Genomic DNA, 18,648 nt, shown 5'->3' with positions numbered 1-18,648 from the left:
AACCCATCATTCATCAAAAATACTTTATCCTAAGTAATCGGGGGGATAGAGCTTTTGGCCGTATTTTTCGGCGACAGATTTCAGCTTTGACAAAGCTTCTTCAGTTAAAACAGGTGGAGGCAAGAAGCTACCCGGGGCAACCGGTGTCCCTATCGCCTCAAAAAACTCATCCAAACCTGCCGGGATAACAGTACATAACATATGAGCAGTGGTATTGCTTATATTCCTGAAACAATGTACTTCGCCGCCTTTTGGGATATTTACAAACGAACCCTTTTCAGCTTTATATATTCCCCCTTCAGTTTTAAATTGAATTTCGCCCTCAATTACATAAAACGACTCCTGGATATCTGCATGGGCATGAGGCCCCGGCCCTCCCCCCGGCGGTACCAGCATATCAATAACGGCATAAGCCCCACCTGTTTGTTTACCCGAAATAATGATGCGGTATATATCGCCAACTACGGCAAGCGTTTGCCCTTCGTTTTCGTTTACGGTTATTATATTATGTGCCATTTTAAAAGCCTGTTAAAGTGAGTACTAATCTAACTAATATTGAGTGCATTAGTTTGGTAAAAAGCTTAAATTGCATATACCTAATCAATGTATTACAATGAAAAATCAACTTCTTTTAATCAAAAGCTTTTTGGGATTGATGGTTGTTTTTTTTACCACGCAGTCCTTTTATTATTTCCGTTATCAAAAAAACACTACAACGTCGACGGTAATATTGTATAAAGGCACCGTTAAAAAGGCTGTAATATGCGGTTTTGTATATAACGGAACAGATAGCATTCCGGATATTCCGGCATTGAAGGGCTGGGGGAATTACCAATGGAAAATTACCACCTCATCAGATAGTGCACAGTTTTATTTTAACCAGGGCATAAGCATGTATTATGGCTTTCATTCTATCGAAGCAATAGCTTCCTTTATCAAAGCCACCCGTTTTGATCCCGACTGTGCAATGGCCTGGTACGGAAAGTCATTGGCTATGGGCCCCACTATTAACTATCCCAACGGCTATGCCCCGCCAGCCGATGCCTATGAAGCATCAGAAAAAAGTAAAAAGCTGAGCACCAATTGCACCCCGCTCGAAAAAGAACTTATCGCCGCTATGCTGCATCGCTATAGTAAGGACAGTTCCCTTACAGTAAAACAGCTAAGAACCAATTATGCCGGCGCTATGCAAACGGTATACTCAAAGTACCCTAAAAATGCCGAAGTGTTAACCCTTTATGCCGATGCGTTATTATTACTTCATCCATGGGACCTGTATACTCATGATTTTAAACCCAAACCATGGACACCCCAAATCCGCTCCCTGTTAGAACAGGCCATAACCATTTGCCCGAAACACCCGGGAGCTAATCATTTTTATATCCACACCATGGAAGCTTCCGCAACCCCACAAATGGCTTTAAAGAGCGCTCATATACTGGATACCCTAATGCCCCTGGTATCGCACATAACACATATGCCTTCGCATATTTATATCCGTACCGGCAATTATGAGCAGGGCATTACCAATAATACGGCAGCTGTTGCAGGTTATAATACTTACCTAAAACAGTACAACCCTGTAGTAAACAGGGATATATTATATAAAATCCATAACATCCATTTAAAAGTAAACTGTGCACAAATGGCCGGCAATTATCAAACAGCCCTCGCTGCTGCCGATGATGCAAAAGCAGCACTGCCCCCCTATTACTTAGCCGCAAAAGGGGCTGATGGTAACTTTTTCCAGTACATTTATATGCAGCCGGTGTTAACAGCAGTGCGGTTTGGTAAATGGGCGGATATTTTAGATACAAAACCTGTTGATTCGCTTGTTTATGCATCGGCATTGCTGCATTTTTCAAAAGGGATGGCATGGTGCGGCAAGGGCAATGCAACCAATGCCAGGCATGAGCTCAAATTGCTGGAAACTAAAATGCAGGACCCATCTTTAAAGGCACCAATTGATAACTTCAGCAGTGCCTATGAATCTGCAGGAGTTGCACATCTTATATTACAGGGCAGTATTGCCGCCGCCGAAAAAAAACATACCGAAGCCATTAGTATCTTACAAAAAGCCGTTACCGCCGAAGATCACCTGATCTATAATGAACCCCGCGACTGGCCCCTGCCCGCAAGGCAATACCTGGGCAATGCCCTGTTAAAAGCAGGCAGGTACAGCGAAGCTATAGCTGTATTAAATAAAGACCTGGTAATTAATCCGAATAATGGATGGGCATTAACCGGCCTTGAGCAGGCCTACCAAAACACAAGCAATGTCACAGCATTGAATAAAGTAAAACAACAATTAAAAACCGCCTGGAAAATAAAAGATGTGGAAATTGATAAGCCCGTATTTTAAACAAAAGCCGTTAACTGAAGCAATTAAACGAATAAAAGGTTTTAAAATCCACTCTTGAGACTATCGTATGAACGCATCTTTAAGAAAATGTCATTTCGATAGAGCGGCGGCGGACTGAGTGATGGAGCGAAAGAGAAATCTTCTACATCAGGCTCTTCAACTATACCTGTAAAAGCAGGGCGTAGAAGATTTCTCCTCTCCTCTGGCGCACAACCCCCACCCTCGGCTCGTCGAAATGACATTTTTTTCTATTAATGATAAGATTAAAAAGATGTATCCACACCATAGCTTCAAGAGGCGAACGCACATCCTCCCCACTTTTTATCCTTAAGTTGACGGCTATAGCGTTTTAGCTAACAATGCACGTATCAATCAAGCCCAACACACCGCCATTCAATTAAAAATCAATTAATTATAAATTTATTCAGTAATTAACAAATACTAATATTTTTAGCATTATATTTGTCATTCCATTTCAACAGTAGTAATTTTGAATATGGTTTATAGTTAAAAATGATAGGTAATGCCAGGAGTTCAAAAAGATATCATCAGCCGTTTGCAAAAGGATATTTTGCTTTGGCAGGGCTTTACGCCGCCTTTGGCATGTAAAGCCAAGGGTATTGGTTTAGGCCCGCTTGAATCGGCTTTTCCTAACGGTGTTTTCCCTACCGGTACAATACATGAAATGATATGCCCTACCCCCGAGCATGCTGCAGCTACCGGGGGACTGATAGCAGGGTTGCTTACCCGGCTCATGAAACAGGGGGGCGTGTGCTTATGGGTGAGCATGCACAGGCAATTATTTCCGGCGGCATTAGCAAGTTACGATGTAGAGCCTCACCGGATAATATTCATTGATGTACAACACGAAAAAGACCTGCTTTGGGCAATGGAAGAAGCCTTAAAATGTGAAGGCCTCGCCGCTGTAATAGCCGAAGTCAGGGAAATCAGCTTTGCACAATCGCGGCGTTTACAACTGGCAGTTGAAAACAGTAAGGTAACGGGATTTTTGTTGCGCAATGATCCGCGCAAGCCCGGTACAACAACCTGTGTGGCCCGATGGCAAATAACACCCCTGCCAAGCCAACCCCATGATGGATTACCCGGCATTGGCTTTCCCCGCTGGCAGATTGACCTGCTGCGGGTGCGTAATGGCAACCCTGGCAGTTGGAAGCTGGAATGGATCGACGGCAATTTTATACCGGTAGAGGAAGAAAAAGCTGTACAAATAAATTTACACGAAAGGATAGCCGGATAGTGAGGTATGATGATGAACAGGCGCTTTGTTTCTTTATGGTTTCGTCATTTACTGACAGACTGGCTCACCCTTCGGCGGCCTGAGCTTAAAACAGTGCCTTTTGTTTTTGCTTCGCCTGTTCGTGGCCGTGTTATAATTACAGTAGCCAACGCCCTGGCCGAGGCACAGGGTGTAGCTGCCGGTATGACGGCTGCCGATGCAAAAGCCATTATAGTCGATCTCCAGGTTATTGATCATATACCCGGCCAGGCCGATAAACTGCTCAAAGCTTTGGGCGAATGGTGTATCCGTTATTCGCCACTGATAGCTGCCGACTTGCCAGATGGGTTACTGCTTGATATTTCAGGCTGTGCCCATTTGTGGGGTGGCGAAAAGGAATATTTAAAAGAAATTGTTACCCGCCTGAGAAGCAAAGGCTACGATGTTCGTGGCGCCATGGCCGATACCCCCGGAGCAGCATGGGCCATAGCCCGCTTTGGTAAAGTAAAACCAATTATCCCTCCCGGTGAACAAGCCGATGCATTAATCCAATTACCCCCTGTTGCCCTGCGCCTTGAACCACTGGTTATTGAACGACTGCAAAAGCTTGGATTTTATACTATTAAAACTTTCATACATATGGGACGCTCGGTATTGCGCCGACGTTTTGGGCCGGAATTATTGTTAAGGCTTGACCAGGCTTTGGGCAACATAGACGAGCCTTTGCAACTATTACATCCTGTTGAACCTTACGCTGAAAGGCTACCCTGTCTGGAGCCTATCCGCACAGCTACCGGAATTGAAATTGCCATTAAAACCCTGCTCGAAAAACTTTGCATCCGTTTACAAGGTGAAGGTAAAGGTTTGCGGACAGCTATTTTAAAATGTTACCGGGTAGATGGGCAGGTGATTGGCGCTGATATCGGCACCAATCGCGCATCGCATCATATTGGTCATTTGTTTAAGCTCTTTGAACTTAAAATCCCCACACTGGAACCTGCATTGGGTATTGAACTTTTCACCCTCGAAGCTCCAAAAGTTGATGATACAGAACCCGAACAGGAAGTACTATGGCAATCAGAAAGCTGCGGCCTTGATGATACGGATCTGGCAGAGTTGCTGGACAGGCTGGCCAATAAAATTGGTGCAGGCAGTATTCACCGTTATCTGCCCCAGGAACGTTACTGGCCCGAACGCAGCATCAAACCTGCCATCTCCATTAATGAAAAACCTCAGACCACCTGGCGAAAAGACAGGCCACGTCCATCTATTTTACTCCCTCGTCCGCAACCGATAGAGGTAACCTCGCCTATTCCCGATTATCCGCCAATGCTGTTCATCTACAAAAACGAAACGCACCACATTAAAAGATCTGACGGACCAGAACGTATAGAACGTGAGTGGTGGCTTGACGAGGGTGAGCATCGCGATTACTACCAGGTTGAAGATCAGGATGGCAGGCGGTACTGGCTATTCCGGTCAGGGCATTATGCGGGCAGCCAGTCGGGGCAATGGTTTATTCACGGATTTTTTGCATAACAGGTTATGAGCTATTCGGAATTACAGACAACCACCAATTTTAGTTTTTTACGGGGAGGATCGCACCCCGAAGAACTGGTAATGCAGGCGGCGGCACTGGGCCATACCAAAATTGCCATTACCGACCGCAACAGCGTGGCCGGAGTTGTGCGTGCACACTTAGCCGCCCGGCCGGATGATGTCAATATTAAAATTATCCCGGCTTGCCGCCTTGATCTGCTCGATGGTGCAAGCCTGTTGGCTTACCCAACAGATATGGATGCATGGTCGCGCCTTTCAGGGCTGCTTACCCGGGGAAACCTCCGGGCCGAAAAGGGCCAGTGCCACTTGTATAAACAGGATGTGTATGAATACGCTAAAGGCATCAAGTTTATAGCTGTCCCCCCCGAATCACTTAACAGCCGTTTTGATTTTGATGATACCTTCAAGGCAGATTTAAAAGAGTACCAGGAAGCTTTCGGACATGAACTTTATCTGGCTGCATCCCGTGCTTATAATATTGATGACGCCAAACGGCTTCACAGGCTTGCACAATCGGGCGTACCTATTGTGGCTACCAATGATGTACATTACCATGAAGCAGCCCGCAGGCAACTGCAGGATGTTGTTACCTGCGTGCGTGAAAAATGCACCATTCATAATGCCGGTTTTAAACTCAACGCCAATGCCGAACGGTATTTGAAAAGCCCGGATGAAATGGAACGTTTGTTTCGCCAGTATCCAGATGCCATAACCCGTACTGCCGAAATAGCCGAAGCCTGCCAGTTTTCGTTAGATACCCTTAAATACATTGAGCCCGAAGAACCCAATACCGACGGCCTTACCCCGCAGCAGCGGCTAATCAAATTTACCTGGCAGGGTGCCCGGCAACGGTACAATAATAATGTGCCCGATAGCATCAAAAGCCAGATAGAGTTTGAGCTCGCCTTTATTGAGCGGAAACGGTTGGCCCCCTATTTTTTACGGGTTTACAGATATACCCGCAAAGCGGCAGAATTAGGTATACTTTACCAGGGGCGCGGTTCGGCAGCTAACTCTACAGTATGTTATTGCTTAGCTATTACCGCTGTGGATCCTACCGAAACGCAATTGCTTTTCTCGCGTTTCATGTCTGATGCGCGTGATGAATGGCCCGATATTGATGTGGACTTTGAACATGAGCGCCGGGAAGAGATCATCCAGTGGATTTACAGTGAATACGGTCGCGACAGATCGGCCATTGTAGCTACCGTTACGCAGGAACGGCATAAAGGCGCTATCCGTGATGTTGGCAAGGCCATGGGCTTATCCGTAGATACCATTAACCGCCTGTCGGGTGCTATCTGGGATTTTTCAGAGGAAGCCTTTGACCGGCAACGGATCATTGATCAGGGGCTTAACCCTGATGATAAGGCCTTGCATAAAGTATTGGTACTTACCGAACAGTTGATGGGCTTCCCGCGCCAATTGGGACAACATACGGGTGGCTTTGTTATTACCCAGGGTAAACTATCAGATATATGCCCGGTAATGAATGCCCGCATGGAAGAGCGTACCCAACTGGAATGGAACAAAGATGACCTGGAAGCCCTCGGTATCCTTAAGGTTGATGTATTGGGCCTCGGGATGCTTACCTGTATCCGCAAAAGTTTTGATCTCATCAAACAACATTATGGTATTTCATACGATTTAAAGAACGTGCCGCGCGAAGACCCGAAGGTTTACGATATGATTTGCGATGCTGACACATTAGGGGTTTTCCAGATAGAAAGCAGGGCACAGATGTCGATGCTGCCAAGGCTCAAACCAAGGGAGTTTTATGACCTGGTGATCGAGGTTGCCATTGTACGCCCGGGCCCTATCCAGGGCGACATGGTTCACCCCTATCTGAGGCGCCGCGACGGGTTGGAAGAAGAAAGCTATCCAAAAAAAGAATTAGAGAGAATACTTGGCCGTACCAAAGGAGTGCCGTTATTCCAGGAGCAGGCTATGGAAATAGCTATGGTAGCAGCAGAGTTTACTGCTGCCGAGGCGGATCAATTGCGCCGGAGCATGGCCACTTTCAAAGCTAAAGGTTTGGTAAGCCAGTTCCGCCAAAAACTGGTTGATGGTATGACAAGGAGAGGTTACGAAGAAGATTTTGCCCATCGCATTTTTAAACAGCTGGAAGGTTTTGGGAGCTATGGCTTCCCCGAAAGTCATGCGGCATCCTTCGCGCATTTGGTTTACATCTCCTCATGGCTTAAATACCATTACCCTGATGTATTTGCAGCTACTTTACTAAACAGCCAGCCGATGGGCTTTTATCAACCGGCACAAATTGTGATAGATGCCGAAAGGCATGGGGTAGTAGTACGACCTGTAGATATTAACCACTCGTTTTGGGATAATACACTTGAAGAGCAGGATGGCGATTACCGGGCATTACGCCTAGGTTTCAGACAGGTTAAAGGTCTTAACGAAAATGATATGCAAGCCCTCGTAGCCGGTCGGGGTTTGGGATATACCAGTATCAGTCATTTAAGTGATTCGGGCGTGCCGCAAACCCAGATCGAAAAGCTGACCGATGCCGATGCCTTCAGATCCTTAAACCTCGATCGTCGCGCGGCACTGTGGGAAGTACCGGCCCTTAGTGATAAACCAATAGGCCTGTTTACCGGACAACCATCAGAAAGTACTAAAGAAACCCAGATCAGTTTGCCATTTATGACCCAGGCTGAGCATGTGGTACAGGATTATGCGGCTACCGGTTTATCCGTAAAAGCACATCCCGTGAGTTTTTTACGGCAGCAGCTCAATATGCTGCAGGTAACCCCAACTGCCGGGTTACCTAACCTTAAAAATGGAGATAAGATAAAAGTTGCCGGTTTGGTGACTGTGCGCCAAAGGCCCGGTACTGCCAAGGGTATTTTATTTATCACCATTGAGGATGAAACAGGCTTTGCCAATCTGGTAGCCTGGGAAAAGATCTTTGATAAATACCGTAAGGATATTGTTCAGTCCCGTTTACTCATGGTTGAGGGCGTTTTACAAATTGAAGGCAAGGTGATCCACGTTATTATACGGCGCTGTTTTAATTTATCAAAGCTGTTAAGCACATTGACAACCGTTGGTAATGATGACCAGCCGGTAATGACATTATCCCGAAGCGATGAAACAACGGCCCCTTATCCGGCAGGTTCAAACAAAGGGCAGGTTCAGCAAAGCAAACAAAAAGAGGTATTTCACAAGGGACGAAATTTTAAATGAGATTTTTTAAAATGTTTTTGCTGCTCATTCGTCTGCATTAGTATAAGATGAACTAAGCAATTGCAGCAATCTTTAAACATAACAGAAGAATAAAATAACGATTAATATAACATGAAAACACAGGCAATATCAGCCCATCATACCCAGCACTTATGGGAGGGCATAGACGACTAAAAGAAATAATTTGACCGGGGTTATTAGCGGCTGGTGCTGTATCTTAGCGCCATGATTGATTACAAACTGGAAGCAGCAAAAGCCGCTTTAACCTTAATAAGCCCCAACCAAACTATCGGTTTGGGAGCCGGAAGCACCATAGCTCATTTGGTTAATATGTTAGCTCAAAACCCTGAGCTTGCAGCTTCGTTAACATTTACATCATCATCATTTAAAACAACACAACTATTAAACAAGCACGGGTTACGGATCCAGTCGCCGGCGTTGCTTCATAAACTTGATATCTACTTTGATGGCTGCGATCAGTTTGACAGCGAGCTCAATGCACTGAAAAGCGGCGGCGGCATCCATACTACCGAAAAAATACTGGCTTCAATGGCACAGGAATTTATTTTACTGGGTGATGAAGGAAAATTTTCGCCTCTGCTTAATGCAACTTATCCGCTTGTTATCGAAATCCTGCCGCAGGCTTTACAAATTGTACTGTCAAAGCTAAGTGCACTTTTCCCTGCTGCTACGCTTACACAACGTATGAGCAATCAAAAAGATGGCGCGCTGATATCAGATAATGGCAATATGCTGGTGGATGTACTGTTTACTGAATTACCTGAACCTGCTAAATTAAATACACTTGTAAAAATGATACCGGGTGTTGTTGAACACTCTTTATTCTATCAAATAGCAACCAAAGCGATTATAGCAGGAGAAAACGGGATCAGGACTATTTTACCTCAACAAAAGGTTTAATCGGCGTTATTTAAAACCGTTATACCTTTTATGGTACAAACGCCATAGTTAAAATGGTTTAAAAGCTGTAGCTGCACATCCCATAAATTAAACTCAGCATGAGGGTATACAGAAGCGTTAAAACCAAGTTCAATTTGGTTAACCCGCATCATGGCTATGATCCTTGCATCAATTTCGGGGCGGATGTAGCCCTGATCAATACCCTTTTTTAAAAGTTTTTCGATAATATTTACCAGGAAGCCAGTTTTAAATTGCAGGTACAATCCCCAGCCTTCGTGATGATACTTTTGCAAATCGAACAATACAGCAGGGTTTACCCTCGAAAAGATTTCTCCTGTACACCGGGTTAACTCAACCATCTCATCCATCACATTTCCAGTATCACTAATAATAGCACAAAGCATGGCCTCATCATCGGCAAGCCGCTGTTTTACCAGCGTGGTAACAAGTTCTTTTTTATCCCTGAAATGCTGATAAATTGTTTTTTTGGAGATGCCCAAATGCCGGGCAATATCATCCATGGTGATACTTTTTATGCCCGCTTCCAGAAAAAGCTGTTCACACCCGCTTAAGATCCGCTCCTTATCAACCATAGCTTTATCCTGTTATCAAAGCGTTGATCCCCCTGATGGCGCCAATCAGGATTTCCTGGTTCATTTTTTCATCCCGGGTAAGCTGGATCATGTTAATGGCTATCAGCCCATGAATTACCGCCCAATAGGTGTAGTATTTTTTTTGAACTTCCTCATCACTTACCTCCCGGGGTGCATACAGCGCCCGTATCACTTCCGAAACCAGTTCAGGAAAAACCAATGCTTCGGCTATCCGGTTTTCTACCGGGCTGCAGCCGGTACCTACAGCAAACATCAGTTGGTAAAGCTCCTTATAAGTAACGGCAAAATCCCAGTAGGCTAACCACATGGCTTCCATTTGTTCTGCCGCTTTGGTATGCCCTTCTTTTGCCTGTTTCACTAAAGCCGTAAGTTTCAGGTGTCCCTTGCGGGCAAGCTCGGTATATAAGGCCTCTTTACTTTCAAAATACTCGTAAATAGCGGGAGCTGTATATTCAATATGGTCGGCAAGTTTTCGCATACTTAACGCATCACATCCCTCGCATTTAATCATATCCAATGCTGCATCCAGTATTTTTCGGCGGGTATCGTCCTTTTGCCGCAATATCCGTTCTTTACTTCCCATGGTTTAACCTCGTAGCTACAAGCATATTTTACCTTAATTTACTCATTAATAAATAATTAGATACATTATTTATTAACATAATTTATAGACAATGGTATTGTAACAGGTTTTTTAAATATCAATTAGTTGGCATAGATAATAAATGTTTAAACAACTTCAAAATATGTCAAAATCACCACCAGTAATAAAAGAAGCCCGGCTGCTCAATAGCAAACCGGGCTTCATGAATAACAGGGGAATTAAAAACCTGTTTATTTCCAGCCGCCGCCCAGGGCGCGGTAAAGGTTAACTATTGCCTGCAACTCCTGCAAGTGGTCGTTAACGCCGCTTAATTGCGCCGCAAGCAGGCTTTGTTCGGAAGTTAAAACATCAGTATAGTTAGTTGCCGAACTGTAGCGAAGCAACTCTTTGGTATAATCAACCGACTTTTCAAGTGCCTGTAACTGTTTAGCTCTTGAGCCCTGCTTTTCGATTGCATTTTGATAAGAGAACAGTGCGTTGGTTACTTCCTGCCCTGCTGTAAGCAATGATTTTTGGTAAGCATAATATGCCTCCTGTTGCTGAGCCTGCGCAGTTCTTAAACGTGCCCTGTTTTGGCCTTTATTAAAAATAGGCTGGGTAATACCACCAACAAAATTGTAAAAGATGGAATGATCAAAAAAGTTTTTCAACTGCAGGGTTGATAAACCCGCCTGCCCGGTTATGGTAAGCTGCGGATAAAAATAGGTACGTGCGAGGTTGGTATTTTCAAACGCGCTCCTGAAAGCAAACTCTGCCTCCTGTACGTCAGGGCGGTTTTTCAGCAGTTGTGAAGGAATACCGGTCTTCAGATCTGCAATGGGTTTCTGCTCATTGAGGCTTGTGCGCTTGATGGTACCCGGAGCCCTTGCCAGTAAAATACTTAACGCGTTCTCCGCTTCGCGGATACTTTGTTTAAGATCGGGAATAGTAACCTCGGCAGCATAACGGTTAGCCTCGCTTTGTACAACAGCCGCGCCGTTTACAACCGCACCTTCCTTCAGGGCTTTTACAGTTTCTACATCTTTTACCCGTATGGTGAGCGTTTGTTGGGTGATAGCCAATTGCTGATCAAGCGCCAGCAAATTATAGTAAGCGTTTGCAATATCGGCTATCAGCTGGGTTTGTACTGCCCTTTTCGCCGCATCACTTTGCAGCAGCGACGCTAAGGCCGCCCTTTTTGCGCTGCTCAATTTGCCCCAGATATCGGCCTCCCAACTGGTGTTGAGGGCTGCCTGGTAGGTGGTTGTTTTAAGATTGAACGAGCTGGCAAACTCCGGCGGAAAGTTTAAACTTGCCGCCGATGTTTTTGCCCTTGTAGCTGATGCGCTTCCCTCCAGGCTTGGCAGATAAGCTGCCTTGCTTTGGTTAAATGTTGCCTGAGCCTCGTTAATACGCTGCACAGCAGTTTTCAAATCGAGGTTTTCACGCAGGCCTTCCTGGATCAGATTTACCAGTACGGTATCTGAAAACAGCTGGTTCACCGGCATATTAGCCATTGACGTAGTATCGCTGATGGTGGTATCACGGTAAAGCTTATCGGTATTTACTACCGGCTGCTGATATTTTTTTGTTACACATGAGGCAAATACTGCCGTTGCTGCCAACGTAGCCAGTATCTGCCGTTTATATGAATAGATCATTGTATGCTTCTTTATTATTTCTTAAAAACTCTGTTATCAGGCTACCGTTTCGGTTTCAATTTCTATTTCTTCCGGAGTAGGTTTGCCGCTTATGCGTTCCTGAAGCGATTGGAAAATGATGAACAGCACCGGGATCACAAACACACCGAATACGGTACCAACAACCATCCCCCCTACAGCGCCTGTACCTATCGACCGGTTACCCTCGGCACCAACACCTGACGCAAGCATCAATGGCACTAACCCGAGTATAAACGCAAAGGATGTCATCAAAATAGGCCTCAAACGGGCAACCGAACCATCAATAGCAGCCTGTACAATACTTTCTCCGCTGCGCCTGCGGGCTACGGCAAACTCCACTATCAGGATGGCATTTTTGGCTAACAGGCCAATGAGCATGATGAGCGTGATCTGCAAATAAATATTGTTTTGAATGCCGAAGATTTTGGCAAAGATAAACGCGCCGGCCAAACCTATAGGCAGTGAAAGCAATACTGCAAACGGCAGGATATAGCTCTCGTACTGCGCACTCAGCAAAAAGTACACAAACACCAAACACAACATAAAAATGAAAATGGTTTGGCTGCCACTTGCAATCTCCTCACGGGTAAGCCCTGAAAACTCGAAACCATAACCGGCAGGCAGTGTTTTAGCCCCAACTTCCTGTATTGCTTTAATGGCATCGCCCGTACTGAAACCTGGTTTCGGCGCACCTGTTACTGAGATTGAGGTGAACAGGTTAAAGCGGTTGATCGACTCCGGACCGTAAACCCTTTTCAGCGTAACAAACTCTGATATAGGCGCCATGGTATTATTGGCATTGCGCACATACATATTGTTGAGGCTGCCGGTGGTGCCCCTGTAAGCGGCATCGGCCTGGATCATTACACGGTATTGCTTGCCAAACTCATTAAAGTTAGAAGCATAAACACCACCAAAATATCCCTGCAACGTGCTTAATACCGAGTTTACGGTTATGCCCGCATCTTTACATTTGGCTACGTTAACATCAACCAAATACTGGGGGAAGTTGGTATTGAAGAATGTAGATGCATATTGGATTTCGGGGCGTTGATTTAATGCACCAAGGAACTTGCCGTTTATTTCGGCAAATTTCACAATATCGCCGCCGGTTTTATCCTGTACCTGGAACTCGAAACCACTGCTGTTACCAAAGCCCTGTAAAGTTGGCGGAGCAAAAAACAGAACAGTAGCCCCTTTAACTCCGGCTGTCATACCAAAAAGTTTACCGATAACAGTATTCACATCCGTTCCTTTGGCTGTACGTTTATCCCATGGTTTCAGCTTGATCATGATCAGGCCGTATGAACCGCCCGCACCACTCAAGATGCCCTGGCCAGCAACCCTGATAGTCGACTCTACCTCCGGTAGTGATCTTACCATACCTGATACCTGGTCGATAACCTGGGTAGTACGCTCTAATGATGAAGCGGGCGGTAAGGACACATCGCCAATAATAAATCCCTGATCTTCGTTAGGTACAAAACCAGATGGTGTTGTTTTAAGCAGGAACCAGAAAATCAAACCAAAAACGGCGATCCCCGCAATAGCGAGCCATTTTTTTGCAGCAAGAAAGCCAACCGATTTTTTATACTTACGGGTAAGCGTATCAAAGCTGGTATTGAAAGCTGTATAAAACCGCTGCAAAAGACCGGTTTTATGGTGCTCACCTTCGGGATGCGGTTTTAACAACAGTGCGCATAATGCCGGGCTCAATGTTAAAGCGTTTACTGCCGAGATTAATATCGCGATAGCAAGCGTTAAACCAAACTGTTTATAAAACACACCGGTTGAGCCTGTAATAAACGAAACCGGGATAAATACAGCCGCCATCACCAAAGTAATGGATACAATAGCGCCGCTGATATCATTCATGGCACTAATAGTGGCGGCTTTTGCCGACTTAGCCCCATGATCAAGCTTGGCGTGCACGGCCTCAACCACCACAATGGCGTCATCCACCACAATACCAATAGCCAGCACCATGGCAAACAGCGTAAGCAGGTTAATGGTAAAGCCAAACAATTGCAGAAAGAAGAAAGTACCCACAATGGCCACAGGCACCGCAATTGCCGGGATCAGTGTAGAGCGGAAATCCTGAAGGAATACAAATACCACAATGAACACCAGCACGAAGGCCTCTATCAGCGTATGTACAACTTTTTCTATAGAGGCATCCAAAAAGTCATTAACGCTAAAAAGGGATGTATAGCTAATGCCGGTCGGGAATGTTTTTGAAGCCGCTTCAATAGTTTGCTCGCAGTTTTTAATTAACTCATGCGCATTTGAACCCGCTGTTTGATAAATGGCTATGGCTATACCCGGTTTGCCATTCATGGTAGTGGCATTGGCATAACTTTGCGCGCCAAGCTCTACCCGTGCAATATCCTTCAGACGCAATAGCTGCCCTTTCGTTGATGAGCGGATCACGATGTTTTCAAACTCGGGCACGCTGGTGAGCCTGCCTTTATATTTTAATACATATTGAAACGATTGGTTATCGTTCTCTCCTACTTTACCCGGCGCTGCTTCAATATTTTGCTCGGCAAGGGCATTGTTCACATCATCCGGTACAAGGCCATAAGTAGCCATTACATCGGGCTTTAACCAAATACGCATGGAGTAATCCTGTATGCCAAATGATGAGGCATCACCTACACCGTTGATACGCTTGATCTGTGGCAGCAGGTTGATGTTGGCATAGTTTTGTAGAAATTTCTCGTCGTAGCTTTTATTATCGCTCGACAGGGAAAATACCATCACCATGCTGCTCTGGCGCTTGCTGGTGGTAACACCCGCCTTGGTAACCTCGGCAGGAAGTAGGCTGGTAGCTTTTGATACCCTGTTTTGCACGTTTACCGCAGCAAGGTCGGGATCCGTGCCTTGTTTGAAATATACCGTGATAACCGCGCTGCCATCATTACTTGCTGTCGAGGTCATGTAGGTCATTTTCTCCACGCCGTTTATCTGTTCTTCGAGCGGTACGATAACACTTTTCATTACCACTTCGGCGTTGGCGCCCTGGTATGATGCTGATACCTGCACCGTAGGCGGCGCTATATCGGGGTATTCGGATATGGGCAAAGTGGTAAGGCCCAGGATACCCAGTATTACTATAATTACCGATATTACGGTAGATAGTACTGGTCTTTCAATGAATGTACGTAACATATTATTTATGTTGATGCCGGGCAAAAAGCCCAGGCAGGTGCTGTTAAATTATTTTAGATCCTTGTATACTGCGGCATTGTCCTGTGCCTCGGGCTTGATAACCATACCGTCTTTTAAACTGCCTGCACCATCCGTAACAATGGTATCGCCGGCTTTAAGACCATCAGTAACTACATAATACTGGCCTGCGGTAAGATCCATCACGCTTACCTCGGTATTCTTAACTGCCCCTTTGCCGTCAACTACATAAACAAAATGTTTTCCCTGCAATTCGTAGGCGGCTTTTTGAGGAATCAGCACGGCATCTTTAATTGTTTGGGGGATTTGTATCGTGGCGCTTCCGCCGCTGCGGATCAGACCAATAGGGTTAGGAAATGTTGCCCTGTAACTTGCCGACCCGGTTTCGGTGTTGATCAACCCGCTGATGGTTTCAACCTTACCTTTTTCGGGGTAAGTACTTCCATCTGGCAATACCAGTGAAACAGGCGGCGTATTCGCTAATTTTTGGTTCATAGTGCTGCCTTTTACTGTCCTTGAAAAATCAAGCAATTGTTTTTCATTCAGGGCGAAGTATGCGTACACCTTGCCAATGTTTGATACCGTTGTTAAAGGCTGCGCTGTTGAGCCGGTAATAAGGCTTCCTAATTTATAAGGAATAGCGCCAACCACACCGTCAACCGGGCTGGTGATTACAGTGTAACCTAAATTGGTTTTTGCGTTGGCTAAACTGGCTTTTGCCTGGGCAAGAGCAGCTTTACGGGCCTTTAAAGTGTACTCGGCCGATTCAAGCTCATAGTGACTGATGATGTCTTTTTCAACCAGGGGTTTGGTTTTATTAACCTGAAGCTCAGCCGCGCTTACATCAGCTTCGGCACTGCTGATGGCAGCTGTGGCCGTATTAACGTCCTGGGCATATTGCGGCGCGCTGAGTTTGAACAGCAACTGGCCTTTTTTTACCACGCTGCCCTCGTCTATATAGATCTTATCTATGTAACCGTCAACTTTCGGACGGATATCGATATTTTGTTGCCCCTGCAAAGTGGCGGGGTATTCGCTGTTCAGTGTAGCATCATGTAAACTGATTTTAAAAACCGGGTAAGCCTGGGGCGGTTGCGGGCCGCCTGCGGCCATTGCAGCACCCTGGTTTTGACCACCGCCGCATGACGATAATAAAATTAAGGCGGCACTAAAGCCGGTTAGCAGTTGAACTGTATTTTTCATAAATATAAACTTGTAGCTATTGGAATGAATTGAAATAAAAGGCATTGTGGTACGTATTGATTATTTTGTTTAACATTTGCGTTAATCACAGGGTAAATTTTTTAGCGGAAAATCATTTTACAGATCATCTTCTTTCGTTCAACAATGAGGCGGGTGTAACTTTCATCACTCAGGTTAAACGACTTCTTATAGATCGGGCTCATGATAAGCGGGTATGACATCAGCGAGAACAGGTTCAGCACAAAATGCATAGGGTTCATCTTTTCAATATTGCCTGCCGCCATTTCGGCCTCAATTTGTTCAAGGAACATACTGATATGATGCGGCTTAATCTCGTAAGCGTATTTACAGGTGTTTGAATTGATCTCGGTGATCAGGAAGGTTTCCTGGTAGGGATAGGCATTTGACTCGGTTAAAAACAGATCAATAAAGCTCTCTATTTTCTTTTTAAATGGCTGATCAGACGCCATGACAGCGTCAAGACGGGTAGTTAAAGCAAGCATAGCTTCTCTAAACACCTGTTCAATTAAGACATCCTTGGTGCGGAAATAGTAGTTTAATAAAGTGCGGCTTACCCCAGCCGCATCGGCAATATCCTGGGTATTAGCATGGAGCCGGCCTTCGGCAAAAAAAATATGTTTAGCGGTGTCCTTAATTAATTGCTCGGCACCTGTATCCCTTATTGGCATAAAACAAACGGCATTTAATCAGGCACTCTATTATGCCCGATGGCATCAATGATTGATGACAGGGCAAAATTGGCTCAATTATCGTTTTTGCAGAATGTTTGAAGGATGGTGCGATATGTCAAAAAGTCGTTTTTGCCGAAAACATTGTAATAGAATGGTAATTTTGATTGCAGGGTTGCAACGACACTTTTAATTTGCGATGAAAATCACAACAGCATCTATTATTTAATGGATCTTTGAGATTGAGCGGAGAGAACTCCTCCGGAGAGCTACGATGTGCCGACAAGTTTTCATATAACAAAAAATGTCATTTCGAACGAGCCAGCGCAGGGAAAAGCCGGGCGCGAGGAGAAATCTTATCCGCCATTCATAACTGCAGCGACGCTTGTAGAAGATTTCTCCTCACCACCGGTGCGCGATCCCCCCAAGGGCTCGTTCGAAATAATAATCGTTTATTATTGAGGTATTTGGCGATATTTACTGGGACTGATACCGCATTGTTTTTTGAAGAACTTGCTGAAAAAGAACTGATCGGCGAAATTAAGATAGGCAGCAATCTGGGCTATGGTTAACGCCGGATCGTTAAGGGCAACTTTAGCTTCCAGAATCACGATCTCGTCGATAAACTCGCCTGCGGTTTTGCCGGTAATTTCTTTTACGGCTTGTGAAAGGTATTTAGGGGTGATATTGAGCATAGCAGCATAAGCCTGCACGCTTCTTTCTTCCTTAAAATGCTGCGGAAGGATTTTTAGGAACCGAAAAGTCAGCTCTTCCTTTCGTGTACCTTTTACTTCGGCTATTTTTTGTTGCTTTTGATATAGCGCACCAATCTCATAAATAAAAGCCGTAAATATGCTTAACACAACTTCACCCTGGAATGCCAGATCATTACGATTATCCATTTTACTTTCAAGGATTTTCATAATCGATATAAGCGTATCGGCCGACTCCTCATCAATAACCAGTAGAGGATTTACCTGCGATGATAAAAAATCAAAGGCTTCTACATTTTTCGTGTGGATACTGGTACCAGATAGATAAGCTGAGGTAAATATGATCGAGGTAAGCCTGCAATCCGGTGAAACATTCAAAAACTGACGAACAGTATTGGGGGCTACCATCAGGATGTTATTCTTTTTTAAATTGTACTCCAAAAGGTTCGCATTGATTGATGCCTCACCTTCATGAACAAGCATTAAAAAAAAATGATCTGACCGGAAGGGATGCAAAATAGGCACCTCAATATCCCCCGGATTAAACGACATAATATGCAGACCTTTATACTGATTGGTAATACCAAGCGGGGCAAGCATTTGCTCCATGGTATGCATCTGTACAGGCAGGATCTCTTTCGGCATAGTAAGCAATAATAACTATTATTTGCACTAATTATTACGAATA

At 45.0% G+C, this 18,648-nt stretch carries 13 protein-coding genes; 5 read left to right on the top strand and 8 right to left on the bottom strand.

All coding sequences use genetic code 11. The features are described 5' to 3' along the window. Window positions 1-24: 24 nt before the first annotated feature. Complete coding sequence (locus ACEN9X_RS24335) at window positions 25-516, bottom strand: cupin domain-containing protein (protein ID WP_413667595.1); 492 nt, start codon at window positions 514-516, stop codon at window positions 25-27. A 97-nt stretch (window positions 517-613) separates the two neighbouring features. On the opposite strand from ACEN9X_RS24335, the gene ACEN9X_RS24330 reads away from it, so the two are divergent. From ACEN9X_RS24330 to rpiA, 5 genes are all read left to right on the top strand, one after another. Further along, a complete protein-coding gene (locus ACEN9X_RS24330) occupies window positions 614-2,362 on the top strand; it encodes a tetratricopeptide repeat protein (RefSeq protein ID WP_413667594.1) in 1,749 nt (582 codons plus the stop codon). A gap of 523 nt (window positions 2,363-2,885) precedes the next feature. After that, on the top strand, window positions 2,886-3,620 hold the full coding sequence (locus tag ACEN9X_RS24325; protein WP_413667593.1) for an ImuA family protein: 735 nt from the start codon (window positions 2,886-2,888) through the stop codon (window positions 3,618-3,620). A 12-nt stretch (window positions 3,621-3,632) separates the two neighbouring features. Beyond that, window positions 3,633-5,138, top strand: a complete 1,506-nt coding sequence (locus ACEN9X_RS24320; RefSeq protein WP_413667592.1) for a Y-family DNA polymerase — start codon at window positions 3,633-3,635, stop codon at window positions 5,136-5,138. A 6-nt stretch (window positions 5,139-5,144) separates the two neighbouring features. Further along, window positions 5,145-8,366 (top strand): error-prone DNA polymerase, encoded by a 3,222-nt coding sequence (locus ACEN9X_RS24315; RefSeq protein ID WP_413667591.1) that lies wholly within the window; start codon window positions 5,145-5,147, stop codon window positions 8,364-8,366. Window positions 8,367-8,591: 225 nt separating this feature from the next. After that, a complete protein-coding gene (gene rpiA, locus ACEN9X_RS24310; protein ID WP_413667590.1) occupies window positions 8,592-9,287 on the top strand; it encodes a ribose 5-phosphate isomerase A in 696 nt (231 codons plus the stop codon). Here the strand turns inward: rpiA and ACEN9X_RS24305 are convergent. The 7 genes from ACEN9X_RS24305 to ACEN9X_RS24275 all read right to left on the bottom strand — a co-directional run bounded on the left by ACEN9X_RS24305 (window position 9,284) and on the right by ACEN9X_RS24275 (window position 18,605). Next, complete coding sequence (locus tag ACEN9X_RS24305) at window positions 9,284-9,880, bottom strand: TetR/AcrR family transcriptional regulator (RefSeq protein ID WP_413667589.1); 597 nt, start codon at window positions 9,878-9,880, stop codon at window positions 9,284-9,286. The two genes, rpiA and ACEN9X_RS24305, sit on opposite strands and share 4 nt — an antisense overlap. A gap of 4 nt (window positions 9,881-9,884) precedes the next feature. Then, window positions 9,885-10,484, bottom strand: coding sequence for a TetR/AcrR family transcriptional regulator (locus ACEN9X_RS24300; protein WP_413667588.1), 600 nt, complete (start codon window positions 10,482-10,484; stop codon window positions 9,885-9,887). 251 nt (window positions 10,485-10,735) lie between these two features. After that, window positions 10,736-12,145, bottom strand: coding sequence for an efflux transporter outer membrane subunit (locus tag ACEN9X_RS24295; RefSeq protein ID WP_413667587.1), 1,410 nt, complete (start codon window positions 12,143-12,145; stop codon window positions 10,736-10,738). A gap of 36 nt (window positions 12,146-12,181) precedes the next feature. Beyond that, complete coding sequence (locus tag ACEN9X_RS24290) at window positions 12,182-15,337, bottom strand: efflux RND transporter permease subunit (RefSeq protein ID WP_413667586.1); 3,156 nt, start codon at window positions 15,335-15,337, stop codon at window positions 12,182-12,184. 48 nt (window positions 15,338-15,385) lie between these two features. Next, complete coding sequence (locus tag ACEN9X_RS24285; RefSeq protein WP_413667585.1) at window positions 15,386-16,558, bottom strand: efflux RND transporter periplasmic adaptor subunit; 1,173 nt, start codon at window positions 16,556-16,558, stop codon at window positions 15,386-15,388. A 101-nt stretch (window positions 16,559-16,659) separates the two neighbouring features. Continuing rightward, window positions 16,660-17,247, bottom strand: coding sequence for a TetR/AcrR family transcriptional regulator (locus ACEN9X_RS24280; protein WP_413667584.1), 588 nt, complete (start codon window positions 17,245-17,247; stop codon window positions 16,660-16,662). A 455-nt stretch (window positions 17,248-17,702) separates the two neighbouring features. Further along, window positions 17,703-18,605, bottom strand: coding sequence for a helix-turn-helix domain-containing protein (locus ACEN9X_RS24275; protein WP_413667583.1), 903 nt, complete (start codon window positions 18,603-18,605; stop codon window positions 17,703-17,705). Window positions 18,606-18,648: the final 43 nt, after the last annotated feature.

The sequence above is a fragment of the Mucilaginibacter sp. Mucisp86 genome, assembly GCF_047324315.1.
Classification (GTDB): domain Bacteria; phylum Bacteroidota; class Bacteroidia; order Sphingobacteriales; family Sphingobacteriaceae; genus Mucilaginibacter.
This window is presented reverse-complemented; position numbering and strand designations above follow the sequence as displayed.

What these genes read in the sequence shown, in the direction of transcription:
- ACEN9X_RS24335 (WP_413667595.1), bottom strand. Translation starts at nt 516, where the DNA reads ATGGCACATAATATAATAACCGTAAACGAAAACGAAGGGCAAACGCTT.
- ACEN9X_RS24330 (WP_413667594.1), top strand. Translation starts at nt 614, where the DNA reads ATGAAAAATCAACTTCTTTTAATCAAAAGCTTTTTGGGATTGATGGTT.
- ACEN9X_RS24325 (WP_413667593.1), top strand. Translation starts at nt 2,886, where the DNA reads ATGCCAGGAGTTCAAAAAGATATCATCAGCCGTTTGCAAAAGGATATT.
- ACEN9X_RS24320 (WP_413667592.1), top strand. Translation starts at nt 3,633, where the DNA reads ATGAACAGGCGCTTTGTTTCTTTATGGTTTCGTCATTTACTGACAGAC.
- ACEN9X_RS24315 (WP_413667591.1), top strand. Translation starts at nt 5,145, where the DNA reads ATGAGCTATTCGGAATTACAGACAACCACCAATTTTAGTTTTTTACGG.
- rpiA (WP_413667590.1), top strand. Translation starts at nt 8,592, where the DNA reads ATGATTGATTACAAACTGGAAGCAGCAAAAGCCGCTTTAACCTTAATA.
- ACEN9X_RS24305 (WP_413667589.1), bottom strand. Translation starts at nt 9,880, where the DNA reads ATGGTTGATAAGGAGCGGATCTTAAGCGGGTGTGAACAGCTTTTTCTG.
- ACEN9X_RS24300 (WP_413667588.1), bottom strand. Translation starts at nt 10,484, where the DNA reads ATGGGAAGTAAAGAACGGATATTGCGGCAAAAGGACGATACCCGCCGA.
- ACEN9X_RS24295 (WP_413667587.1), bottom strand. Translation starts at nt 12,145, where the DNA reads ATGATCTATTCATATAAACGGCAGATACTGGCTACGTTGGCAGCAACG.
- ACEN9X_RS24290 (WP_413667586.1), bottom strand. Translation starts at nt 15,337, where the DNA reads ATGTTACGTACATTCATTGAAAGACCAGTACTATCTACCGTAATATCG.
- ACEN9X_RS24285 (WP_413667585.1), bottom strand. Translation starts at nt 16,558, where the DNA reads ATGAAAAATACAGTTCAACTGCTAACCGGCTTTAGTGCCGCCTTAATT.
- ACEN9X_RS24280 (WP_413667584.1), bottom strand. Translation starts at nt 17,247, where the DNA reads ATGCCAATAAGGGATACAGGTGCCGAGCAATTAATTAAGGACACCGCT.
- ACEN9X_RS24275 (WP_413667583.1), bottom strand. Translation starts at nt 18,605, where the DNA reads ATGCCGAAAGAGATCCTGCCTGTACAGATGCATACCATGGAGCAAATG.